This is a genomic window from Paenisporosarcina sp. FSL H8-0542, from assembly GCF_038632915.1.
Lineage (GTDB): Bacteria > Bacillota > Bacilli > Bacillales_A > Planococcaceae > Paenisporosarcina.
On the sequence record NZ_CP152050.1, the window covers coordinates 3,278,917 to 3,302,921 of the forward strand.

Annotated in this window: 26 protein-coding genes; 9 read left to right on the top strand and 17 right to left on the bottom strand. The window is 38.9% G+C overall.

Annotated features, from left to right (window positions below):
• Nucleotides 1-314: 314 nt before the first annotated feature.
• The 4 genes from MHH33_RS16465 to MHH33_RS16480 all read left to right on the top strand — a co-directional run bounded on the left by MHH33_RS16465 (nucleotide 315) and on the right by MHH33_RS16480 (nucleotide 2,561).
• Nucleotides 315-1,277 carry a S8 family peptidase gene (locus MHH33_RS16465; RefSeq protein ID WP_342542377.1) on the top strand — a complete coding sequence of 321 codons (963 nt, stop codon included), beginning with the start codon at nucleotides 315-317 and terminating at the stop codon, nucleotides 1,275-1,277.
• Nucleotides 1,278-1,451: 174 nt separating this feature from the next.
• A complete protein-coding gene (locus MHH33_RS16470; RefSeq protein ID WP_016428613.1) occupies nucleotides 1,452-1,610 on the top strand; it encodes a YvrJ family protein in 159 nt (52 codons plus the stop codon).
• A 73-nt stretch (nucleotides 1,611-1,683) separates the two neighbouring features.
• Nucleotides 1,684-2,301 (top strand): sigma-70 family RNA polymerase sigma factor, encoded by a 618-nt coding sequence (locus MHH33_RS16475; RefSeq protein ID WP_016428614.1) that lies wholly within the window; start codon nucleotides 1,684-1,686, stop codon nucleotides 2,299-2,301.
• Nucleotides 2,301-2,561, top strand: a complete 261-nt coding sequence (locus MHH33_RS16480) for a helix-turn-helix domain-containing protein (protein WP_016428615.1) — start codon at nucleotides 2,301-2,303, stop codon at nucleotides 2,559-2,561. The genes MHH33_RS16475 and MHH33_RS16480 overlap by 1 nt, the downstream gene beginning before the upstream one ends.
• A gap of 248 nt (nucleotides 2,562-2,809) precedes the next feature.
• Here MHH33_RS16480 and MHH33_RS16485 read toward each other — a convergent pair whose 3' ends face one another.
• From MHH33_RS16485 to MHH33_RS16535, 11 genes are all read right to left on the bottom strand, one after another.
• Nucleotides 2,810-3,454: a hypothetical protein gene (locus MHH33_RS16485; protein WP_342542378.1), complete on the bottom strand. Its 645-nt coding sequence runs from the start codon at nucleotides 3,452-3,454 to the stop codon at nucleotides 2,810-2,812.
• Entirely contained in the window at nucleotides 3,451-3,597 is a 147-nt protein-coding gene (locus tag MHH33_RS16490; RefSeq protein ID WP_342542379.1) for a hypothetical protein, read from the bottom strand. Before MHH33_RS16490 ends, MHH33_RS16485 begins: the two co-directional genes overlap by 4 nt.
• 142 nt (nucleotides 3,598-3,739) lie before the next feature.
• A complete protein-coding gene (gene dnaN / locus MHH33_RS16495; protein WP_342542380.1) occupies nucleotides 3,740-4,876 on the bottom strand; it encodes a DNA polymerase III subunit beta in 1,137 nt (378 codons plus the stop codon).
• Nucleotides 4,877-5,113: 237 nt separating this feature from the next.
• Nucleotides 5,114-5,566, bottom strand: coding sequence for an HIT family protein (locus MHH33_RS16500; protein ID WP_342542381.1), 453 nt, complete (start codon nucleotides 5,564-5,566; stop codon nucleotides 5,114-5,116).
• Nucleotides 5,567-5,773: 207 nt separating this feature from the next.
• The gene (locus MHH33_RS16505; RefSeq protein WP_342542382.1) at nucleotides 5,774-6,562 is read right to left on the bottom strand and encodes a hypothetical protein; all 789 of its coding nucleotides are present in this window, start codon (nucleotides 6,560-6,562) and stop codon (nucleotides 5,774-5,776) included.
• Between the two features lie 4 nt (nucleotides 6,563-6,566).
• Nucleotides 6,567-10,394, bottom strand: coding sequence for an AAA domain-containing protein (locus MHH33_RS16510; RefSeq protein WP_342542383.1), 3,828 nt, complete (start codon nucleotides 10,392-10,394; stop codon nucleotides 6,567-6,569).
• Nucleotides 10,395-10,680: 286 nt separating this feature from the next.
• Complete coding sequence (locus MHH33_RS16515) at nucleotides 10,681-10,902, bottom strand: hypothetical protein (RefSeq protein WP_342542384.1); 222 nt, start codon at nucleotides 10,900-10,902, stop codon at nucleotides 10,681-10,683.
• Nucleotides 10,903-11,376: 474 nt separating this feature from the next.
• Entirely contained in the window at nucleotides 11,377-11,826 is a 450-nt protein-coding gene (locus MHH33_RS16520; protein WP_342542385.1) for a GyrI-like domain-containing protein, read from the bottom strand.
• 134 nt (nucleotides 11,827-11,960) lie between these two features.
• On the bottom strand, nucleotides 11,961-13,121 hold the full coding sequence (locus MHH33_RS16525; RefSeq protein WP_342542386.1) for a hypothetical protein: 1,161 nt from the start codon (nucleotides 13,119-13,121) through the stop codon (nucleotides 11,961-11,963).
• Nucleotides 13,105-13,638: a sigma-70 family RNA polymerase sigma factor gene (locus tag MHH33_RS16530; protein ID WP_342542387.1), complete on the bottom strand. Its 534-nt coding sequence runs from the start codon at nucleotides 13,636-13,638 to the stop codon at nucleotides 13,105-13,107. Before MHH33_RS16530 ends, MHH33_RS16525 begins: the two co-directional genes overlap by 17 nt.
• A gap of 204 nt (nucleotides 13,639-13,842) precedes the next feature.
• On the bottom strand, nucleotides 13,843-14,448 hold the full coding sequence (locus MHH33_RS16535) for a TetR family transcriptional regulator C-terminal domain-containing protein (protein ID WP_342542388.1): 606 nt from the start codon (nucleotides 14,446-14,448) through the stop codon (nucleotides 13,843-13,845).
• Between the two features lie 121 nt (nucleotides 14,449-14,569).
• On the opposite strand from MHH33_RS16535, the gene MHH33_RS16540 reads away from it, so the two are divergent.
• Nucleotides 14,570-15,115, top strand: a complete 546-nt coding sequence (locus tag MHH33_RS16540; protein WP_342542389.1) for a hypothetical protein — start codon at nucleotides 14,570-14,572, stop codon at nucleotides 15,113-15,115.
• Between the two features lie 233 nt (nucleotides 15,116-15,348).
• Here MHH33_RS16540 and MHH33_RS16545 read toward each other — a convergent pair whose 3' ends face one another.
• The 5 genes from MHH33_RS16545 to MHH33_RS16565 form a co-directional block, all read right to left on the bottom strand.
• Nucleotides 15,349-16,362 carry a hypothetical protein gene (locus tag MHH33_RS16545; protein WP_342542390.1) on the bottom strand — a complete coding sequence of 338 codons (1,014 nt, stop codon included), beginning with the start codon at nucleotides 16,360-16,362 and terminating at the stop codon, nucleotides 15,349-15,351.
• Nucleotides 16,349-16,696, bottom strand: a complete 348-nt coding sequence (locus tag MHH33_RS16550) for a helix-turn-helix transcriptional regulator (protein WP_016428627.1) — start codon at nucleotides 16,694-16,696, stop codon at nucleotides 16,349-16,351. Before MHH33_RS16550 ends, MHH33_RS16545 begins: the two co-directional genes overlap by 14 nt.
• Before the next feature lie 199 nt (nucleotides 16,697-16,895).
• Nucleotides 16,896-17,633, bottom strand: a complete 738-nt coding sequence (locus MHH33_RS16555) for an ABC transporter permease (protein WP_342542391.1) — start codon at nucleotides 17,631-17,633, stop codon at nucleotides 16,896-16,898.
• Nucleotides 17,634-18,536 carry an ABC transporter ATP-binding protein gene (locus MHH33_RS16560; protein WP_342542392.1) on the bottom strand — a complete coding sequence of 301 codons (903 nt, stop codon included), beginning with the start codon at nucleotides 18,534-18,536 and terminating at the stop codon, nucleotides 17,634-17,636.
• A gap of 394 nt (nucleotides 18,537-18,930) precedes the next feature.
• Nucleotides 18,931-19,344, bottom strand: coding sequence for a hypothetical protein (locus tag MHH33_RS16565; protein WP_016428630.1), 414 nt, complete (start codon nucleotides 19,342-19,344; stop codon nucleotides 18,931-18,933).
• A 226-nt stretch (nucleotides 19,345-19,570) separates the two neighbouring features.
• On the opposite strand from MHH33_RS16565, the gene MHH33_RS16570 reads away from it, so the two are divergent.
• From MHH33_RS16570 to MHH33_RS16580, 3 genes are all read left to right on the top strand, one after another.
• Nucleotides 19,571-19,759, top strand: a complete 189-nt coding sequence (locus tag MHH33_RS16570; RefSeq protein WP_016428631.1) for a hypothetical protein — start codon at nucleotides 19,571-19,573, stop codon at nucleotides 19,757-19,759.
• Between the two features lie 148 nt (nucleotides 19,760-19,907).
• On the top strand, nucleotides 19,908-20,891 hold the full coding sequence (gene guaC / locus MHH33_RS16575) for a GMP reductase (protein WP_016428632.1): 984 nt from the start codon (nucleotides 19,908-19,910) through the stop codon (nucleotides 20,889-20,891).
• Nucleotides 20,892-21,084: 193 nt separating this feature from the next.
• Nucleotides 21,085-21,969, top strand: a complete 885-nt coding sequence (locus tag MHH33_RS16580) for a glycerophosphodiester phosphodiesterase family protein (protein WP_342542393.1) — start codon at nucleotides 21,085-21,087, stop codon at nucleotides 21,967-21,969.
• Between the two features lie 107 nt (nucleotides 21,970-22,076).
• Here the strand turns inward: MHH33_RS16580 and MHH33_RS16585 are convergent, their stop codons facing one another.
• Entirely contained in the window at nucleotides 22,077-22,844 is a 768-nt protein-coding gene (locus tag MHH33_RS16585) for an MBL fold metallo-hydrolase (RefSeq protein ID WP_342543796.1), read from the bottom strand.
• A gap of 246 nt (nucleotides 22,845-23,090) precedes the next feature.
• Here MHH33_RS16585 and MHH33_RS16590 point away from each other — a divergent pair, with 246 nt between their 5' ends.
• Nucleotides 23,091-23,948 (top strand): hypothetical protein, encoded by an 858-nt coding sequence (locus MHH33_RS16590; RefSeq protein ID WP_342542394.1) that lies wholly within the window; start codon nucleotides 23,091-23,093, stop codon nucleotides 23,946-23,948.
• Nucleotides 23,949-24,005: the final 57 nt, after the last annotated feature.

The following is a 24,005-nucleotide window of genomic DNA, read 5'->3' on the forward strand; positions in this document are numbered from 1 at the left end:
GAATTTTGAGCGTTTCTAACGGCCAGTGATATTTGTATATTAATGGTAACACACTATGGTTGAACTTGATAAAATCTCCCTATTTCCTAATTTCAAATAAGATTGAGGTGGGAAAAATTGATCAAATATTACTTTTTATTGCTATGAACTTTAAAAATAACAGCCAAATAGTAATTTATAGTAAAATATTGTTATAAATTACCTATTATTTTCTTCCAATTAATGCTACCTTTGAATCTATTTTACTTTTCAGAAAATTGATACTATTAATATACATCCAGATTTCGCTTACTAATAATTTGAGGAGGGGGAACATGGAAAAATTAGTACAATTAATACCGTACAGCGTAGTAGAGCAACTGGACATGGTGAACGAAATTCCAAAAGGGGTCGAAATCATTCAAGCCCCTGAAATGTGGAAAGAAACAAAAGGAAAAGGCATTACCGTCGCAATTTTGGATACAGGCTGTGATACGAACCATCCTGATTTAAAGGAACGTATCATAGGGGGGCGCAATTTTACGAATGATTACAAAAAAGACCCTGAGAATTTCGAGGATAATAATGGTCATGGAACCCATGTGTGCGGTACGATTGCGGCAACTCTCAATAACCAAGGTGTCGTAGGTGTTGCTCCGGAAGCAAGCCTCTTGATATTGAAGGTTCTTGGAAGAAATGGTTCTGGTCAATATGATTGGATCATCAATGCCATCCATTATGCAATTGAACAAAAAGTGGATATTATCTCGATGTCTTTAGGTGGGCCATCAGATGTGAAAGAACTTCACGAAGCTATTATCGAAGCGGTCAATCAAAAGATTTTGGTAGTGTGTGCTGCGGGTAATGCAGGCGACGGCCAAGATTCAACGGATGAACTTGGATATCCTGCCTGTTACAACGAGGTAATTAGTGTTGGGGCTGTTAATATGGAGCGCGAGTCCTCTGAATTTACCAATTCCAATAACGAAGTTGATTTGGTCGCACCCGGTGAAAAAGTGACGTCCACATATTTAAACGGAACGTATGCCACTTTAAGCGGCACTTCAATGGCGACCCCTCACGTAACGGGTGCCTTGGCATTAATTAAAATAATGGCGAATTCATCGTTTAAAAGAGAGCTGACCGTTCCCGAATTGTATGCCCAACTAATCAAACGGACGGTACCGCTTGGAAACTCTCCCAATATTGAAGGAAATGGCTTAATTTATTTGACACTTCCAGATTATATTAAAACAGTTTTCGATCAAAAAATAGTAGAATCACTTGTTTCAATATAATAAATAGCAGGTGCCTTTGATTAAAAGGCATCTGTATTTGCGATTGTTTCGTTGCTTACCTAGTTCTATGCATAAATATCAAATTTTTTCAATAAACTTTTTCAAGGAGTTGTGAAATGGTCGCATCTATCTTCTTTATCAAATAAATACTAATAAAGAAGGCGGGGATATTTCATGAGTACAGTAGATGTTCCATTATGGACGACAGTAATAGGTAATTTTGGATTTCCGATTGCCATCACTATTTATCTTTTCTATCGATTTGAGAAGAAAATTGAAAAATTGGAAGATGTCATTTTTCAGTTGAATGAAGACATCAAAGATTATTTATAACAACGAAATTGAAGTTTCTTTAAATTTTTTTAACCGCTTAACCGAACTAGCGTTCTTTGCGGGGGGTATAAAGATGAAAGAGTTATTCGATCATCATAATCAAAGTGTTGAGACTTACTGGGATAAACTGGAGAAACACCGTCAAAATCCTATCATCAAATCGTTTTTGGAAATTCCAGAACATATTGCATTGTTGATAGAAGTCAGGAATCAACCCACTGCCGAATTAAAGAAGAAATTAGATGATACGTTCAGGGAATTTTACTTCAACATCAGATTTACCACTTATTTATCACAAACCATTTATTTTAATGCAATCAATTACGATAAGAAAATTAAACTGATCTCCGAACGGTACCAGTTAGTTTTGGACAGACCTTTAAAAGAAGATGGTGAATTAACATTCCTTGATTTACTGAGTTCTTCGGAAAACATGGAAAATACGGATATTTTCATTGCTTCATCCACTATTGGGGACCATTTGACAAGCTATGAGATTTTTCATGCGATTCAATCACTCACAGAAAATCAGCAGCAAGTACTGAGTTTGGCTTACATTTATGGGTTGAACGATTCCGAAATCGCATGCAGCCTGAATAAATCCCAGCAAGCCGTTTCCAAAAGTCATACAAAAGCATTAAGAAAGATTAGAGAGATAATAGAAACCGAACTGAGAAGGAAGGGGCAGTAATGAGTGAAAGTTTATTTACTTTAGTAAAGCAGTCAAGAACGGATAACGATTCACTGGCCATCGTCATTGATTTGTTTGCTCCGAAAATTGATCGCTCTTTACATCAGACAAAATGGCAACACAGGGAAGACTTGTCCCAAGAACTGAAAATCAAATTGCTTGAATGCATCCGAAATTATGAAGTCGATAACATTCCCGGCTATTTTCAAATGCTCGACCTCTTGGAAGGACAAGATGCTCAATACTATGAGCAAAAATAATTGGCTTGTTTTTGGCGACACCGACAAAGCATAGCCATTTCCTAAAACTCCTCCTTTCTAAGTTGATCGGAGGTCTTTTGCTGAAGTTGGTGAATTTTTGTACTGGGATTATCCAAAGATGGTGTGTTTTCGTCCATTCGGGATATATTTCCGTCCACTCAGTTTGTTTCTTTGTCCGCTGGCGATAGGTTTTCGTCCACTCGCAGAGTGTTTCTGACCATTAGTGATGATTTTCCGTCCACTCATCACTAATTGACTATAGCCTCCCTCTGACTCTTCTCCAATAGATGACTAGTGCCACCACTTACATGATATTCCGATATTTCCTTAAACCGTGCTCTCACTTCTGCTCTCTTATTCATGATCAAATGTTCGGTGTAGCCCCATTTGTTCTTGATCAGGAAATCTACGCCTTTGTCATAGTAATCAAACGGGTTGGTGTATTGGAAATAAAGTTTAAGCATAAGAATTTCATCAAGAGCATCTGCTTCTACCAAATCTTCTTCATTCATTTTCATTGAATAATAAAGCATGAATTGACCTGCATACTCTCCTCTTAATATTTCCACAACGCCAAGGCTAAATGTAATAGCTGCACTCAAATCGATTCTCACTTTCGGTAAATAGAATGTGGCATTACGGATATACTGAGTCGGGGTGATTCCCATCCCCACATTCCCAGACCTGCTCCCTTTCCATAATTCCAGAAAAGCTTGATAGTGATTCTTCTTCAATCGTTCCGTTTCGAAATAGGCTAGGCTATCCATGTTATACCATTCATCTACAGAATAAGTTTCAAAGTCTTCGTCAAGAACGATTATCGAGACAATTGCATAATCGAATCCGTGAATTAATTGTTCTGCATCTACTATTTTCTCAATGAAATCAATCATCCGTTCATTACTCCCATCTTCTTTGCTTTATAAACATCTTCCACTTCATACTCCCCGATAATTCCAACGAGCTGGTATCGGTCCTTTCCATGCTCAATTACAGTGTACGTTCCACCGATATGCTCTATTTTCAAGTTTTTCATATTCATCTCTCCTTCTACTTATATAAGGTACTTTTATTTTCTAAATTCCCACGGGTAGAAGAAAAAAATTGATTATGAGCTGTAAGTAAATAGAAGAAACGAGCTGCGACTAAGTCTCAACTCGTTTCTTAATTTTTGTCATTTAATACGTTCGAACAGGTACTATTAATTGCAGAACCGCGTCATCGTGAACAGAATTCAAGATAAATGGTCGCATGGTTCCTGTAAATTGAACTTTTATATCGTGGCCACCAAAAGATTTTAACGCATCCATCATATATTTCGCACTGAAGGAAATTTTCAGCTCTTCTCCTTCAATAGATGTTGCCTGAATTTCTTCTTCTACTTGTCCCACTTCGGGTGAACTGGAGGATATTTCAATGAGGTTTCCACCCAATGAAGTTAATCGCACAATATTATTACGTTCTTCACGTGCGAGTAACGAAGCACGATCAATTGCTTGAAGTAAAGCCTTTCCATCAAGCGAGATTGTCGTATTATATTCGTTTGGAATCAACCGGGATGTGTCTGGATAATTCCCTTCTAGCAAACGCGAATAGAATAATACACCTTCTGTTTTAAACAACACTTGCTGTTGTGTCATCATAATATGTACAGGCTGGGAAGAATCAGCAATGACTTTATTTAATTCACTTAAGCTTTTACCAGGGATTACTACACTGAACTCTTCCTCGGGCAATTGCTTTAAGTTCATTTTCCGCCTTGCCAAACGGTGACTATCCGTCGCTACACACTGAAGAACTCCGCTTTTCAATTGCCAGTGAACACCGGTTAATACTGGACGGGTTTCTGATGTAGAGACTGCAAATACTGTTTCACGAATAGTGGATTTTAGTAAATCTGCTGGAATGCTAAACTGTCGATTATCTTGAATTTCAGGAAGTAAGGGATATTCAGAAGCATCCAATCCGATTAAATGAAATTCTGACTTACCTGAACGAATATGCGTCCGATTTTGCTCATTGACTTCAATTTCAACAGCATTTGTTGGCAGTTTTCGTACAATCTCATTAAACATTCTGGCTTGTACCACAATAGTTCCGTTTTCAAAAATATTGATAACCTGTTCGCCATTTTCTTCGGCTTTTATAAAAGTTTGAATCGTGATATCGGAATCACTACCCGTAATATGTAAACCTGCTTCTGTAAGTTCTAATTTAATCCCGGTTAAAATTGGAATCGTTGTCTTAGAACTTACTGCTTTCATTACATCATTTAACCCATCTAATAATCGTTCACGTTTGATTTCAAATTTCATTATGATACCTCACTTGTATGTATTTTTTAAAATTGAACATTAAAAAGTAATACGATGACGATTAATACTGACTGGATTGAAACGGGTAACTTAATACTTCTTCAATTTGATCTGTCTTTTCATATTGTAAAGGCTATCCACTCATCTTTTTGTCGCTTCATGTCGAACCACGACAAATATTTAAAGACCACTGAAGATTAAAATTCAGCGGTCTGATAATAATTAGTATGCTTATGGTTAGTATAACTCACTAATCACCTTTGCTAATTCATTGCGTGTTCTAGGCAGTTTTTCTTTAAGGTCTTCATTGTCCCAAGGTTCTTCTGTATAGAAACTTGCGAATGATTGATTTTCATATCTTGGCACAATGTGCATGTGGTAATGTGATAATTCATCGATTGTGCCACCGTTTTGACAAACCGTTATTCCATTGGGATTAAATATATTTTTTAAGGCTTTTGAAAGTAGTTGAGATGCTTTCATTACAGCAATTGCAGTTTCTGAATCAAATTCATCAACATAGCGAAAATGCTGCTTAGGTAAGATTAAAGTATGTCCTTCGTTAAATGGATCATGGTCTAAAATGCAACAAACGAACTCATCTTCATAAACCACGTGAACAGATAAATCTTTTTTTGCCAACGCGCAGCCCATACATTCCATACCACCAAGCTTATGATTAACTGTCATTTAGCTCACCTCATTTAAATTAGAACTACGTTAAATGTTGATGTTAATATTTCGCAAAACAGCTACGCTTTTCTAGGGCGAGCGCCAAGACTCCTCGGCGCTTGGAAAACCGGTGTTTCTGTTTCGGCATCGCTACGCTAGCTTCGAAACATGAAAGTGCGTTGGAACTGAGATCAACAATATAGTTTATCAGAGCTTATATAAAAGTTATGATGTCGGTTGATCAAAGTAGTGTTTTCTTAGACGGCTTGCTTCCTTCTGATTAAGTTCCGTTTCAAATTTCACATCGAATTGGCCCGTCCACGTATTCCAGACACGTATAAAAACAGTATCTTCAGTTGTGTCATGCATGTGGAATTCGAAGCAAGCTACTCGTAATGTGTCTTGCAGTTCAATTGTGCAAATCTCTTCAATCTGTTTCTGACCGTTCTCCACTATAAATTCGAAGCCCGAGTCCTCGATGATTTGTATTATTTGTGAGTCTTTCAGTTCGTTCACATTTAATTGATTGTTGTCTTCACCAAAACGATAATCAGGAAGTTGATCGTCTGCCTCTACTGACGTTTGATTGGTATCTCGAATGAGAGCATCGTTATGATAGGGACTAAATGCAACTTCGACCTCTTCCTCTAAGGAATCATGCACGAACGTACCTACTTTCAGTTGTTCAATCCCAAGGTCGGTCAGCCGATAGAAACCTTCATTTAACTCAACCATCTGATTTTGTATCATCAGCTTCAGCATATGATCCACAAAAATGTTTTCCACCGCCAGCAATTCGCTGATTTCTTCAGTGTGTTTGACGTCCAGTTTCCCCAAAATCTTCAAGATCATTTTCATCAGGACATCCATTTGACTTCGGATACCCGTTGTCATCTGAATGTTCGCAAGTTGAAGCGGAAACCCCCAACTCTCACTTCCAAGCAAGCGCAGATGGCGTTGTTCCAGCAACACGGTCGATACTTTCGACATTTCTGTATCAAGTTGTTTGCTCATAAAATCACTTCCTGCCTGCGTTAGTTTCCAATTGTTTCAATCCCTCGTATTTCTCTACGACATTCAATACGTGTTGGAACATGATCTTTTGGGATTCGCCGTGGGCTTTTTTCGTGAACATGTCCGCACTGCCGACAATCATAAGAAGTTCACGTGCTCGAGAAAGTGCCACGTTTAATCGTCGGTAATCCTTTAAGAACCCAATGTTCCCATCCTTCTGGTGATGATTACGCACGAAGCTCAGAATGATAACATCCATTTCCATCCCTTGGAATTTATCGACTGTTCCTGTTCGGCAATGAAGGTGAGGCAGGTCGAGTTCTTGGCTGAGAAGACGATCCACTTTTTTCACTTGTTCCCCGTAAAAACTTATGACGCCTACTTTCTTCTTCACGTTGGCATTCAGACGGCCATCCTTTTTCGCGTGAGCCGTCGCCTGATCCAAATCCAGTAATAATTCACGGATTTGTTTCAGCTCAGCTGCATTGTAATAGCTACGGCTATGCTGCTCCCGCTCCTCAAGAAATCCTTGCTCATTCGGCATATCGTACCAAATGATATGCTGCCCACGTTTGAACAGCTTGCCATCCAGCAAGTGATCACGATCTTTGTTCGAATCAGCCAGTCCGCATTCCAATCCGTAATTGTTTTCACGGTAGAATGGGTTGATTGTTTCCATTATGTGCTCATGCATTCGGTATTGAATGCGAAGCGTTGCCTTGCTGTCTTCAGGCAAATCATTGAACAATCGTTCAAAAATAGATTCTTTCAAAATCGATGTCAAATCAGCTTTCTCTTGTGCATCAGTCATATCTTCGAGCACTTCGTCCATCGTGTCCTGTCCGACCAACGGAGGCAGTTGATGATGATCGCCAACCAAAATGATTTTCTTCCCTTTTAACATCGGCAGAAGTAATTCAGGTGGTGTTGCTTTTGATACTTCATCAATAATGACCACATCAAAATCGGGATACTGTGTCACAAAATCCTTACTTGCCGAAATCGAACACGTTACACCAATCACATTCGCATACTGAATATACAATTTCTTGATTTCATCCATATCATAAGCAGTTGATTGTCCCAGCATATCCTGCCACTCGAGACGAATGTCGTTGGAAACGTTCAGGAAAGTTTCTTTTCGTTTTAATTCGATTAATTGTGCTGACGTTTTCTCGAAGTTCGTTTTCACTTCGTTCAATAAAGCATCTACATCGATACTGATAATTACTTCAAGGTCGGTCACTTCTTTATTGATCGTCGATTGCTTGAACTGTTCGTCAGTCAATTTTTGTGCTAAATCTGCCATCGTATCTTGGATTAGGTTCATTTCGTTTTCACGTTTTTGCATAACCTCTTGTTGCACGGAAGTTGCTTGTACCAAACCTTCTACGTAGCTCTCTTCTGTTCCCATCCGCTCAAGCTCTGCCTCTTTTTCCACAAGAGCCTTTTTGATTTCGACCATTGGAACAAGTACTTCTTGATTGGGTATCGTTTCACGCATACCGGAAAGATTCTTTTCAATAGAATCAATTTCTTCAACCAGTGCAGAAAGTTTTGGAGTCAATAAAGTGGTCTCTGAAGCTAACTCCTGCAGACGTGTTACAAGAGTTTGTCCAACGACTTCTTTCAGCTGTTCAAATGAAGTCAAAATTTCATTCTTTATTTGCGCGTTTCCTTGTGCACCATTACGTGTTAATCCAACATTTCTGGATGCTTTCAGGACCATCATATGTTCATAAATTGCCGACAATTTTTGTCGGTCCGTTTGATTTAACGGCTCCCGGAATGCGTTCATTTGTTTGGCATAATCCCGAAATGCGTCTACCACTTTTTTTACATACCGATCTTCAAGCTTCACTCCAACAACATGAGGCATCATCGATATCTTTTTTGCGAGCATCTTCATATTGTATTGATGCGCGTTTAGTTGCTGTTCTGCATAAATAATGGCTTTATTCAACGTGTCATCCACTTCGGAATGATTCCCAGTTTGAATCGAAGCTTGATAGTTCATACGCAACTGTTCCATATGATGAAGAATCGAGTTGATTTCAGAAGAACGAGCCCATGATTCCTGCCCCATCAACTTTTGTAATTCAGGGATTTTCTTAACATTTGGGATTTGCTTCGCTATATGTTCTAAAGTCGCTAGCTGAGCAGAGGCCATCTTCAATTGGTCCACATGATCCTGATGCTCATTTCTTCTCTGTTGAAGAGATGTTGCCGTTTGTAAATATGCTAACTGTTTTTGAAGTACTTGAACTTCATCATTGAGTTTAATGTGAAGTTTAGCAAATTCATCTGTGCCCGAAAAAAGAGATACTTGGTCATTCAACCGTTCATATCGGCTTTTTGCATCCTCAAAAATGTCCTGACTCATAATCAATTGAAAATCAAATTGATCTTTTTTTCGCTTCAACTCTTGAACGTATGACTGACTTGACTTCAGTTCGTGCTGAAGTCTGTTCAAATTTTCTTTGGCTTGATTCTTTTCCGTTTTCTTCGTTTCAAGAGTCTCTATTTCACCCTTCAGACGGTCGATTGTTGCTTCAGTTTCTTTAATAGAAGTAAGAAGAACCTGTCCCTCTTTTTCAAACTGATTTACATGCGTCTGGATCGACAAAAGCGTCTGTTGCTTCCAGTAAAGAGCAACTTGTTCTTCAACAAAACGCTGCCCTTCTTCCTCGATGCTTTCACTTCGACCGATTCGTAAAATTCGTATGTCCTGATCCGTCAGTAATTTACCCAGTGCATTATCAACCGCCAAATTCGATTGTGATGCTACTAGCGTTTTCAAACCCATTTTCGCATGCTGATAACAAATTTCAGAAATAACCGTGGTCTTTCCTGTTCCGGGTGGCCCTTGTATGACATACATATCCTGTGCGGCAATCGCGCCTTCTACTGCCTGTCGTTGAAATTCATTCAGATTTTGCTTGAAGGTTAAGTCTTCCGGAACCTTCCCTTTTCTCACAGTCGGACGTTTCTCGAATAACAGCTTTTCCAGGTTCGGATTAACTGCCCAGCCATTTTCCAGACGCTTGAACCCATCTTTCAAACGATTAATTTGTGCCATTTCCGCTACATTATCGAATGCAAGCTTTCCGTTTGCCGGCACTCGCCATTTTCCCGTTCGTGCTTTTTCCTGAAGATCCTTGGCAAGTTCTACATCAATGGTTCGTTTGCCCATTTGCACCTGCACAACATTCCCAAGACTTTGGTTCGTCGCTACTAACTTAACAGCCGACTTTTTGTAATACTTATCAAACCCATTCGGCAGCTTATGAAGCTCAAATGTGACTTTACGGAAATCCATACTTAATCGGGCATTACGGATTCCAATTTCAAGTCTTTCGACATCTGCATTACGCTCCATTACCCGTAAATAAGATTCCCAGCTCGAAATCCGTTTTTTTACGTACTCCGATCGGTCGGAAGCAATAGGTAGAGACTGAATAATCCTATAAAGAGCGAGCGTCATTTCCGTAGACACCAAACCTTTACGGTCAAATGCCATCCTCATCTGCAAATGGCGGTTATTTCCTAATTGAATACGCTTTTTAGTTATATAGAAATGAACGACCTCAAGTCCGTTACCAATCCATTCGCACTCCATGACTGGCGTACCTTCAATGGCTTCTGACTCTATATATAAAGACACGCGTTTTTGATTCGTCTGTCCATCTGAAAGGCGTTCCATATGAACATCCACAACTGGAGACACATTCAACAAGTTCGTCATCTCTTCAGCCATTTTCGGTTTATTTTTCTTAAACCGGCTGCTCACGGCTAAGTTACACCGTGTTATTTCACTTACTATCACACTCACCTCTGAAACACTCCTAACCCGTCCAAACCATATCTTCCTATTGTAAAGGATAGTTGTCCTCAAATCGACCGCTCATGAAGAATCCTTTTTGCCCTTTTTTTGGAACTCATTATCACAGAAAAAAGCGACTGAAGTTGTATTTCAGCCGCTTTCGAATTTCTTTATGAAATTCCAACAATATTTCAATGATCTTATTTTAAGGAATTATAAGGTCCCTTTTATACAACCCCTTTAGTTCAATAAGTAAAAATAGCCGCGTATGCAATCCAACCAAAGCATCCTTAACTTAAGTAAGGTTATTAATTTCTTTCTTCTGTTTCCTCCTGTAAAGAAAACGCCATAAATAAAAGGTAATCACTGCTATTACTAACATTGAAAATTGAACATATTGATATTTGTGTTTACCATAAAGCAGAATTAAGCCTCCTACAATTACAGTTGGGCCCATCAAATAGAACCACATTCTTACTTCCTTATTTTTAAAACTTAATTCAAATCGTTCACTCATATACTCCACCCCATTTATATGTTTCTTTAACTAACCCGTGTTATTTTTTCAACTCATAGTAAAATTTTGTATAAGTCCTTTATTTCTACTACTGTTTCGTATTGCTTGTACTTCAAATAAACCCCTTTAGTTGAAGTACACACACTTTAAAAAGTTAACCCGTATATTGGTAGTTGGGAATATTTGTAGAATGATAAAAAATAAGTTGCTCTTATGCAAGATCAGGGAAGCATAAGTGAGTCTTAAATTAAGATAAAACGTATATGTATTAATAGTTAAATGGTGAGTGGGAAATTTATTATTCATTAGTATAGTGATATTAATTCCGTTATACGGATTATGCATTTGGAGTCTTTATGAACCAGAGGAAAGTGAATAACTATTTCTCTAACTCAAAGAATAAGCATATTCGAGAGAAATTTGAATATGCTTATTCTTTTTGAGAAAATTAACAATAAATTAAACAGAGCCTATTTAATAAATTGGTAAGTAAATCTCAACATCTTCCTCATCGTTATCACTTGGATGATAGGTCTCGATAATATAAGATTCCATGTTCCTTTCAAAACCTTGCTGTTCCGCCCATTTCGATAATTGTAAATGTAACTCCCCTACATCGCTTATTTTCCCTCTTGTGGTCGCGTAATTGTGAGATGCTTTAATATAATCCATGCCAGAAGGAACTTCATTTACATGATTATCCACAATTAACCCTACAAAATAGTGTCCTTCCAGATGATCTTCATCTCTTTTGTGTTCATAAAGTGCAATTTCCGTGTCAGAGCGATTTTGAATTTCGTGTGAGCGCTCTAAAAATCGACCCGCAGACTGAGGGACTAAAGTTCCAAAATCGGCAAACACTCCACTGTTTTTCATACCTACCATATTAAAGTCTTTATAAACCTTTCTGCATTCCATCATCATTCCCCCTCAAAATGAATCTTCCTATGCTTAATTCTCTAAAGTAGGATGATTCCCTTCACAGAATAGGTAAATTTTTCTTTTAAAATACCAAAAATAGTCAACCCAACATGAGTGGGCTGACTATCCTCTATCACCTATTTAGATTCATTCGCTTTATGCAGGTACATCGAGCGTTGCGCACCTTCCCCATTCACAACTAATGTGCCGTCCTTCGTGAATCTGGGTTTCACGAGTCGTTCGTTTAGTTGTTCGAAAGTCGAAAGTGCTACAACACCATCTTTCTTGAATTGAAACAATTTCACTGTATTTGTATCTTTTACTGGAACACTCAGGGCTACATAATCACCATACACGGCGTAAGCTTCAAATGTTGGTACGTCTACTTCATAAAATTTACCGTCCTTAAAATCGATATAGCCTAGGACTACTTCTTCATCCTCGTTTTGGAGCTGAGCAAATATTTTATCGTTGGTCAGCGTAACATTTACTGCCATTTCATAAGGTACCGTGTATTCCCTCACTTCTGAGGATCCTTGCAAATCGTGTACATAGAATGTCACCATGCCATCTTCACCGAATTGCTGTCTTTCAGGAATTACAATCAAGCCATCATTAATAGCCGCTTTACTATTTGATCCGTTCACCAGTTCCTGTATCTCTTTTGTTTCTCCAGTCGGTAAATCCATCGCGACATAACCTGTATAACTGTGATCTTCATTTCCCATAAACATATATGTCAATGTATCTCCTTCTATTTGCAGATCACTGAGACCCATATTTGGAAATTCTTTGATTTCCGAACTCGTCCGATTTAATACATATAATTTCAATGAGCTAATTTCTTCCCATACGAGCCATTCATCATTGACGGCCAGGTTAAAAATACGAGCGTCTTCTTTTGGTTCAATTAATACCTCTTTCGTCTTTGTCGCAATTGAATAAGAATAAATGGCTTCATGATCGGTGTATATCATTTCATTTGTTTCATCCACATAGTGAGCGTTGATTAACGAATCATACTCAACACCTGGAATGGTGACTTCTGTTAACAAATCATGTTCAGATGAATGCAACGCTTTTTCCTCAGACCATTCTTGTATATACGGGAATGCAAGAAAACAGGACAAGCCAATAATTGCCACGCCAACGAGGGGTTTCAAAAGCCGCTGATTGAAAATGTTCGGTCGAGACATTCGTTGGTTCGCTTCCATCAAAATTTTACGTTTGTGCTCTTCGGATAACGTAAGTTGTTCTGGTATAGTAGCGTCCAATTGACGTTTAATGTTCTCTTGCATGTTCAATCTCCTCCTCGCTCATCGTTAATCTCGCTTTTTCCCGGCCTCGGGCCAATCTAGTTTTCACTGTGTTTGCGGAACACTTCAACACTTCTGCGATTTCTTTGACCGAAAGTTCGGCATAGTAATGAAGCCACAATACTTCTTTATTTTTAAGGGGAAGTTTTTCAATCAATTGTGCTACATAATGGATGCTTTCATTCTTTAACAACGTGTCTTCCGGAGTTTGTTTATTTACAAGCAAAGCTCCCGCCAGATTGGTCAGTTCTGTCTTTCGGTAAGTCCAGCTTTTAAAGTAGTTATGACATTCGTTGACTGTTATGCTATATAAATATGTTTTGACACTGGAGCGTCCCTCAAAGTCTTCAAGGTGTATGTAATAGCGGATAAATACTTCTTGGACAATATCTTCTGCTTTTGTCTGATCTTTTACAAAGGCATAGGCGAGGCGGATTAAATAATGTCCATATTCATTCATTGCTGCGGTCAGTAATCTGTCTCTTTCTTGCTTATCCAAATCCTTCCCCTCCTTTCTTTCTTTCTTTCTTACCTGTTAGACAAAGCAAAACGAATGTCGGTTTCATTTTTTTGAAAATTCTTTTGCATTTTGGATGGATATACGATCCAAGAAGTTTTTCTTCTGGATACCATCCATGTTATTAAAGAAAGCACCCCTAATCGGATTGACAGTCGATTGGAGGTGCTTCTTTTTCAGTTCAATTCACAAAAATATAGAACTATTTAATGGATGAAGAAGTAGGAGATTAACGTGTTTAACAATAATAGGAACGATACGCTCTCTCGTCAGGCGCACAGGTGCAAACAGGCAATGGATGGCGAGTCCATCCACCAACGCATACAGTGTTTCGATTTCTTCCTGAAGTTCAATTCCTGGTTTCAATCTTCCGTGTGCTTCCAGTAGAGAAAGGAGTTGCTCTAGCGCCTGCAAAATCCCATCATCTCCCTCGAATTTATGACGGAATTGGACGTTGGCCATGAAGTGGAACCAAACTGTCATTTCGAGACGGGACTGGTCATCCAAAGGAATAATTTCCAAAGAGAAATGAACAAGCAACTCATCCATTGGTATGTCCTGTGCAAACTTTTTCTCAATCCGTTCCGTCACTCTTTCTTTCACCAACTCCATCGAATAGCTCAACAGCTCTTCTTGAGAAGAAAAATAATGGCGCAAAGCACCTAATGATAGATTTGCTTCATCGGCAATCGCACGGACAGTTGTTCCTTCAATCCCTTTCTTCATAATCATTTCCCACGTGGCTTCTGCAATAATTTGTCTTCGCTCTTCGTGATTCACTTGTTTTGGCATAGGTTTATTATAGCTACTAATGTACAGTCAGACAATCTTTATAGAACACTTGTATTAAATAAAACCTGATGGTATATTTTAATTAATACGAACGTACTAAATAAAACATGGAGGTGTGCACATGAATGGAATTGCTTGGGCCATTGTCATTTGTGAAATTTTATTTTGGTTATTTATCGTCAGTGGGCTTATTGTTCGCTATATAGGAAAAAGAGAAAAACTTGGGTTTATACTTTTAGCAATGACACCTTTGGTGGATTTGGCTTTGCTTGTATTAACGGGATTCGACTTGTACAGAGGTTCGACTGCCACGATGGCACACGGAATTGCTGCTATCTACATCGGGGTTTCCGTGGCTTACGGTAAATCGATGATTCGCTGGGCTGATGATCAGTTTTGTTTTTATATCCTAAAAAGCAGGAAAAAGCCCGCAAAAAAAACGGGAATGGCTTTTGCTAAACAAGATTTCCTCAATTGGATTAGGCATCTCTTCGCCTTTTTAATCGGTGCTGGGTTATTACTCGGTTTGACAATATGGGTGGGCAATGCCGACAGAACGGAAGCTTTTCAACAAATTCTTTGCGTATGGGCGATTGTACTCGGCATTGATTTACTCATCACCTTGAGTTACTTTATCTGGCCACGCCCAGCGAGGCATTCAGCCTAACTCTGCAAGTATTGATAAAAACAAGGAACAGCTTTACAAGTGAAATTCAGCCATAATTAAAAGAGACTCTATAAATTGAAAGTCTCTTTTAATTTGCTTGATATTGGATATAAGAAATGAATTTTAACGCCTGCATATGTTATAGTTTCTCATTTTTTTTAACACCAAGCGGACGCTTTTCGTTACGCATGTTATGGCCAATTAAGTTATGTTCAACCTAATAAAAGCCAAGCTTATTGTTTAAGTGGACCCAGTAGTGAAATTTTTGCTTTTCGGTATCCCTCAAAAATATCAATGGCCGCAAACACTACACACACGATGATGATGCTTTGATATGCCCAATCATACAGGTTGGAATCAATCTTCAGTTGTTGCAAATAGACAACGAACTGCTCACTCAAAATCGAATCGTTTCCAATGATTGTCGCTAAAACCACCAAAGTAATGAGGTGTGTAATGGTATTCAGACTTGCAACTTTTATCGTCCATTGTCCGACAAAACCCTTATACAATGCCAGAGCTACCTCCAATACAATTACAAGGACTACTAGCAGCCAGTAAGAATTCAGTATTTCCTGATTAAAAATGGGGAATTGAAATTTGATTCCGTTCGCTCCATCTTCATAGATTCCTACCAATTTAGCAGCGTTGAAGTAAATAGCTACCCAGGTGGCCGTCCATATTAGACTGCCTAAAATCATACATTTTTGAATGGCTTTTTTCTTTGGAATTGGATTTACGTCCTTTAAATCTTCCGGAGTCCATTTCTTCATACTCATCGTGAGTGGTGCCTGGTCTCTGGATTTGTCCGTCCATTCAATAACAGCAAAGACCAAAGTTAACCAAAACGCTGTTTGCATGGCAGTGCTCAACAATTTCCAAATGGCTATTCCGAAAATGTTGAGAATGACGGTTATGATTTCTTCCTCCCCTTTAACCGAAACAAGTGCATCCGCCACCGAGGCAATCAGAGTGATTGTCAATGCGATTGGTAGGATAAGTTTCAACAGATTGATATATATATCGAAATACTTCGGTCCGATTAGATGCATGGGCCGATCCAAATAATTGTGTGCCATCACCGACGGATTTCCAAGCTCGGCGAGCACTGCCTTCACTTGAGCTTCGGTCGGTTCATCGGGAAGCATGTCTTCTATGGTAGAACGCAATTCTAAAGCAATGTCTTCCCTTGTGTTTTCAGGCAACCTTCTTGTAACTTCATGGACGTACAAATCAATCCACTTCATCTTGTTCGTCTCCTTTCAATAATCCGTACAGTTCTTGTGATGTTTTTTCCCACTCTTCTTTTAGCTGTTCAAAAATTTTCACACCGAATGCACTCAATACGTAGTATCGGCGCGGTCTGCTCTCTGTTGTCTCCCATGTACTGGTCACGAGCTCTTGTTTTTCTAAACGCCTCAATAATGGATAAAGTGTACTTTGATCAATTTTGATGCCGTTCTTTTCCAATCTTTGGACGAGTGAATAGCCGTATTGTGGAGTTCTCAATTGACTCAATACCGCCAAAGTTAATGTCCCCCTGCGCAATTCAGTCGTCAAAGAACCCAATAGTTGATTCATTATTTCACCTCTTTCTCTATACTGTATGTCGCACACCTTCATACTGTACATCATACATTATTGTATTCTGAATAGTAAATTAAAATGAAGGCTTATGAAAAAGAAAAAGAGACTTTCAATTAATTATTAATTGAAAGTCTCTTTTTGTAGCTGAAAGAAAAAATGAATCACAGGAACTTAATCTTTATCGCCAGATTTCTTACACCGCTTGCTGTTTTTTACGAATATACAGGGACAGACACATGAACAATACTAGATAAAATGCCAAAATGGCTATGTTTTTCACTTCAGGTACATTTCCACGAATGATTTCCCATGCCCCGTTGCCGTAATTGTATGCGGGCAACCAAGACCCCAATGTTTGGATTGTTTTCGGCAAGACTTCCATTGGCATCCACATACCACCTGTGATCGCCAGAAGCATATAAACCATGTTACTGACCCCACTTGCTGTTTCTACCTTCTTCATTGTCCCAACCAGGACACCAATACCAAGGAAAGGAATAGAACCTAATAAAATCCACAATCCACACATTATCCAGTCCATCGCAGGCAAGGATACCCCATTAATCAAAACCCCTGCAACGAAAAGCACAACAATTGACAATACATGAATCATCGTTTGCCCCAACATTTTCGACAGGAAATAGACCATTCCAGAGAGCGGCGTCACTTTCATGAATGTTGTCCAGCCCTGTGATTGTTCCTGTACCATCCGTATGCCCAACGTCATGATGGCACTTCCCATTACACTGAACGTCGTAATGGACATCAGGAAGTGAGCATTCCATAGTTCTCTGTCAGGAACATCCGTATTCATGATTTTTGTAAAGATCACATAAAACACAATTGGCATAAAAAGTGACCAGAAAAGATAATATGGGTTACGGAAAATCCGTAAACCTTCAATTTTGCATTGATTTAGGAACATATTCATTTAGATGACCTCCTGCGGTTCAATTGTCAATTGTTCAAATGCTTCCTCAAGACGTCCTTTTTCAACCGCAATATCACTTACTTCAAATTTAGATTCAAAAATTTTATGTAAGACCGCATCTGTGTTACTGGTGAACACATGAATCCGTCCGTTCTTTTCAAGGACTTTTGACACGTAGGGCTCTTGAAGGAAAAGCATTTCAGATTCCACTTTTGAGGCAATGAATGAAATAGACTGAGTCAAAAGATTGCCTTTGATTTTTTCAGGGCTTCCGTCCGCAACTATTTTTCCTTTATGGAATAAAATGATTCGGTCAGCTATATCATCCGCTTCTTGCAAGTAATGCGTGGAAAATAGAATCGTCTTTCCTTGGTCGGCCAGTGTTCTCACGGTATCCCAAAAAACTTTACGTGCTGCTATATCCATTCCGACCGTCGGCTCATCAAAAAACAAAAGATCCGGATTACCCGCAAGTGCTAAAGCAAATCCGACTCTACGTTTTTGGCCACCCGATAGCTTTTCAGTTCGTTTGTTCAATTCTTCTTCGTTTAATCCCGTTAAGCCGATTAGCTGATCGAGCGACAGCGGTTCTGGATAGTAACTTCTAAACAGACGGATGATTTCCTTCACCTTTAGACCATCCATCAGACTGACTTCCTGCAGCATCACGCCTATTCTTTCACGAACCTTTACTTCTTTCGCATTTGATTGGAACAACTTGGATTCGCCACTTGTCGGATGCAATAGGCCAAGCATCATGAGGATGGTCGTGCTCTTGCCAGCCCCATTAGGACCTAGAATCGCAACGACTTCTCCTTTCTCAACCGAAAACGAAACATCGTCCACCGCTTTATTGTCTTTAAATGTTTTTGTAAGTCCTATAATTTCAACAACTTTTCCCAATCCTTCAGCCCCCATTAGCATTATGCTTTTTCTCTTTGAAATTTACGTTCATATCCAGTCGATTATGTCTTGAGATACACGCATTTGGCTCTCCCCTTTGTTACATCCCTTCCATCTCGATGGCAAAATGAATCCCACTAGTTGAATGTCCATTATCAATGACTTGTTATAAATTCCTTCATGCATGTAAACAATTGCGCAAGTGTACATTTTTGTTTTCGTTAAGAGTTACAGAAATCCCTCTTTTTTACAATAACTAATATAAAGTTTCGCTAAGTTATCCCGCGCCACGCCTTCTCTATTAACTAATGTGTAGTCCATGTTGGCTCTGGTTGGACGAGTTGGTCCTTTACACAAAAAAATGGCCAATCCACATTGGACTGACCATGATCAATTACTTCTTATAGATTTCTTTATAAGCAATGACTTGCAACGCCAACATTTCTTCTTCCGTTAAGTCCTCGTTGAGGGCCTGCAATACTTCTTCTTTAGATGCAGATCCACTTTTCACTTTTGCTTGTAAATCTTGAAGCTTAGTGACGCCAACCTTTTTGACCAGGACGCGTGTGGCTTCTCCTTTAGTAGTAAAAGGCAATGTACTTTCATCTGCCGACTCGGCTTCCTTCATCATTTCCATCAGTTCAGGGTCATTTTCTATATAAGATTTCACTTCATTTATTTGCCCACTAGCCTCGAGTTCCGTTGAAACGGAATCAACCACTTTTTCCGAAGCGACATTGGTTCCGAAATAATAAAGTCCATAGCCTGCTAGTCCTAAAATCAGGATTACAACTAACAATTTCTTCATCTTCTCACTCCTTTTTTACGGTGCATTCTATAACAGACGTCTGGGAACACAAAAAGTAACGGCTTTCATCTGTTCAATTTTTACCAATTATTTTTTTATTTTTTGTATCATTTGATTATTTATGGCATATACATATTGAATGTGGTCAAAATTGAAACCATGTTTTCATTAGAATGACATGTAATGAAATGATCATACGCAAAAACTAAAAAGAGAAGGTGAGTACATGATTAATCATTATGAATTGCAACAAATGATGGAAGCGAAAAGAATGGAGATAGATCGTCAAATTGAAATGCAGTCTTATTTCTTACAGGGAGAGCAGACAAAAGAAAGTTTGAGTCTGTTGGAACTGTTCAAGAAAACGTTCAGCAATCGAAGAAATAGCAAGGACGATTATTGTGAAAATTGCTAGAAGCTTAGATAAGCATGAGGGAATTACGTTACTTCTTTCATTATCTTGATAAAAACTTTGACATACAAGTTAATTTGTTATAAGTTACCCTATGGACGAACAATTACAATTAACTTAGCTTTAATATTCGTGTTTAGGGGTGCTTATTATGGAAAATGTGTTTGATTATGAAGATATTCAATTGATTCCGGCAAAATGTATAGTTAATAGTCGGTCAGAATGTGATACAACAGTCGCTTTGGGCGAACATACTTTCAAGTTGCCTGTGGTGCCAGCAAATATGCAGACGATTATTGACGAAAAGATTGCGATTTACTTAGCTGAAAATGGTTACTTCTATGTAATGCATCGTTTTCAACCTGAGAAGCGAGTAGACTTTATCAAAGATATGCATTCCCGTGAATTAATCGCATCAATTAGTGTTGGAGTCAAAGAAGAAGAATATCATTTCATCCAACAATTGGCTGATGAGCAACTTATACCGGAATACATCACGATTGATATTGCTCACGGGCATTCTAACGCTGTGATTGAGATGATTCAGCATATCAAGAAGCACTTGCCTAAAAGTTTTGTTATTGCCGGAAATGTCGGAACTCCGGAAGCAGTTAGAGAATTAGAGAATGCAGGTGCGGATGCGACTAAAGTGGGCATTGGACCAGGGAAAGTCTGTATCACAAAGATTAAGACCGGATTTGGAACGGGTGGTTGGCAATTGGCTGCACTTCGTTGGTGTGCCAAAGCTGCAAGCAAGCCGATTATTGCTGATGGTGGTATTCGTACACATGGCGATATTGCGAAATCAGTCCGATTTGGTGCTTCCATGGTTATGATTGGTTCATTATTTGCCGGTCATGATGAATCTCCAGGAGAAACAGTTGAAAAAGATGGCAAGCTATTTAAAGAATATTTTGGTTCCGCTTCGGAATTCCAAAAAGGCGAAAAGAAGAATGTTGAAGGCAAGAAAATGTTTGTTGAGCATAAAGGTTCTTTGGAAGATACGTTGATGGAAATGGAACAAGATCTTCAATCCGCTATCTCCTATTCGGGTGGAAACAAGTTAGAAGCCATCCGCAACGTGGATTATGTAATCGTCAAAAATTCTATTTTTAACGGTGACAAAGTGTATTAAGATTACGCTGAATTTCTTATGAATTTCCAGTAAAATGATTGGCATATTCATATAAAACGGGCGGCTGAAGATTGTACTTCAGCCGCCCGTTTTCTCTAAAAAATTCAAGTAAATAAGACCGTTATCGAATGTTTTCCTACTTACCGCCATATCCTTTAGGACTCTTTTATTTTTTGTGCGGAGGTTGGAATCCATGAAAAAAATGTTGCTCCTTATTGTCATGCTTTTCATATATGGATGCACGCAACCACCTAGTGAACCTCCAACTGAGCGTACGACTCTTCCCAAGAATGATTTTCTGATCATTGCCCATCGCGGTGCATCTGCCTATGCTGCAGAGCACACACTTTCTTCATACGAGATGGCCATCCAGATGGGTGCTGACTACATTGAAATTGATCTTCAAATGACGAAAGACGGAAAATTAGTAGCGATGCATGATACTGTCGTCACTTTTCACAACGCTCAACAAGCGGTAACGGATGTCACGTTTGATGAAATCCAGCTTCATTCTCCTGAAAAAGCGTTCGATAAAAACCATCTTGAGTACACCCTACCGCATTATGATGATTTGCGAATTGTTGATTTGGAGGAGATTCTCCTTCATTTCGGTGATACCGTCAATTATTACATTGAAATAAAATCACCCAAAACGTATCCAGGAATCGAAGAGGAGCTGTTGAAACAATTACGTGAACATAACCTCCTAAATAGGGGTGACATCATTCCAAAAGTAATCATTCAGTCCTTTGACGCAAAAAGCTTAAAAAACATATTCGCTATGGAGCCTTCCATTCCCTTGATCAAACTTTATACATTCGAGGAAGAAGCGCATATTCCCAAGAAACAACTGAAAGAACTCTCACAGTATGCTTCGGGAGTTGGTGTAAATTCAGTTGCCGTGACTAAGAAGTTCATCGATTTGATGCACAGCAAAAACTTGATTGTTCATCCTTACACGGTCAATGATGCAGAAACGATGCGTTTCCTAATTGATTTAGGGGTAAACGGATTTTTCACTGACAGACCCGATGTGGCAAATTGGGTTAGAAGTGAGACGAACAAGATTGGAGAATAAATAGAACAATACCGCCAAGCTGATGCTTAATGGTTAAAGCTTATTTTTCACTCATTTCGTATATCCCTTCGTAAACTAAAATACTGCGTTTGTTAAGAATGAATCCTCTAATTAGCGTATCCTTCTTTAATAACCGAAGTCACCATGTGTAACGAATCCCATTCCCCCATTGAGAAGCGTACAATGGGATATTTCTTGGGGAAGAGGATTTTATTGATTTGTTTGGGTGGTAGGCCTTTGTTGTGGAGCACAATGATTTTGCTTTGAAGCTCCAGTAGGTATTCGAGTTTGCGATTAAGATTGTCTCTGCCGTTCTTTAAGTACCCTGCATGATTGCAGTATACTTCATTGAAATCGTAAGTAAGGGCTCGTTGCAGGGAATTGATTAGGGTCGGAATGCTTTCGTCTCGAAGAACTACTTTTGTCCGTTCCTGACAATATAGGTCTCCGGTGAATAGTTGGCCCGTTTCTTTATTCAGAAAGGACATATGATCCTGCGCATGACCAGGGGTGTGAATAGTCTCCCATGTTGCCCCTCTGCTTGAGAAAGTGCTCTTTATCGGCTCGGCATTGAATGGTCCTCGTTTCCCCCAGAACAACTTCCTATATAAAGGATAGTTCGCTTTTGACTGACAGTCTTCTATATATCGTTCATGCATATAAATTGGTTTTCCTAACTGTTGTAGATAAGCTGCCCCACCTGTGTGATCTTCATGATGGTGGGTAATCATGACTTGATTGATTTCGTGTTGGTCAAAAAATAGTTGAAATTCTTTTTCGAGTGACTTTGCACCAGTATCTATTAATACGCCGTCCGACACAAAACAGTACACATTTAGGTTTACGCCTTGAAATGCCACATTGCCATTGACCATTTGAACTCCACTTACTTCGGACAGCTCCACCTTTTTCTTGAAAATCATTCATCCCACTCCTCTTGAAAAACCTCTCTGTTTAGATGACTTTAGCATAAAATGAATGACTATTCACTTCAATTTCTCCTGTTATGATGAATGAATTCTCTTCACATTCCATAAATGTTATTGAAGTGACAGATTTTTCACCTCATTTCAGTTACACTGTATTAAGTGCCTAAATATTGTAATTATTGGAGGAATTGGATGTATAAGAATATATTAAATCCCTTATTTTTATTGTTAATTCTTTTTTTCGTTGCTGCTTGTTCCGAGGTAAACGATACATCTTCGCAACAAAGTAGCGAAGATGATGTTCAAGAAGTTGTTCCTGAGGATTCAGATTCACAATCTGAGAAGGATGATGGCGAGACAGCTCCTGTTGTGAACGAAGAGCCAGAAGTGTTAAGTGATGCTGAAATAAGAGTGGTCATGGATAAGTTTCAAAAGATAGAAGACATTGTTAAAGAGACGAATAGCAAGATGACATTTTCTGATGAAGAAAGTACCCAATCAGAAGTGATGGCAGCTAAACTTCAAGAAAACTTACCGGAAAGTATAAAGGAATTGGTATCAAGCGAAATGCTTAACAAGGAATTGCCGGAAGAGCTTCAGTATTGGTATTATTCAAGTGGAGAAGATGGGTTCTTCCCTGAAGTTTCTTTGGATGCACGGATGGAAGTTATTGAAAATACTCCACAATTCATTAAGGTGAAAACCTTTCAATTGAATGAATTTTTTCAATGGCATGGAAATGTCTATATAACAGCAGTGAACGAAAATGGGCAGTGGTTAATTGATGGCGGTTACGAATGGGTAGATGTAGACAAAGAACCTCTAGACTTGTCAAAAGAGGAATTACTTATCCATGAAGAAACGATTAATGATTCCGAAATCGAGTTTATCGCAGAAGAAACCATAACGAGCACCCTGGCTGATGGCACTTCAAAAACGGCAAATGCGATTATTGTTAAGATTGTTAAAGATAACATGCTAAAGGGACGGTTTACGGATACAGGGGAAGTCGTGAATGAGCTACCTGAAAAATTCAAGTCGGCCGAATGAGATTAGTACAGAAATATCTGTAAGAAATAAAAGAATGATGAGGTTTTTCAACTAACT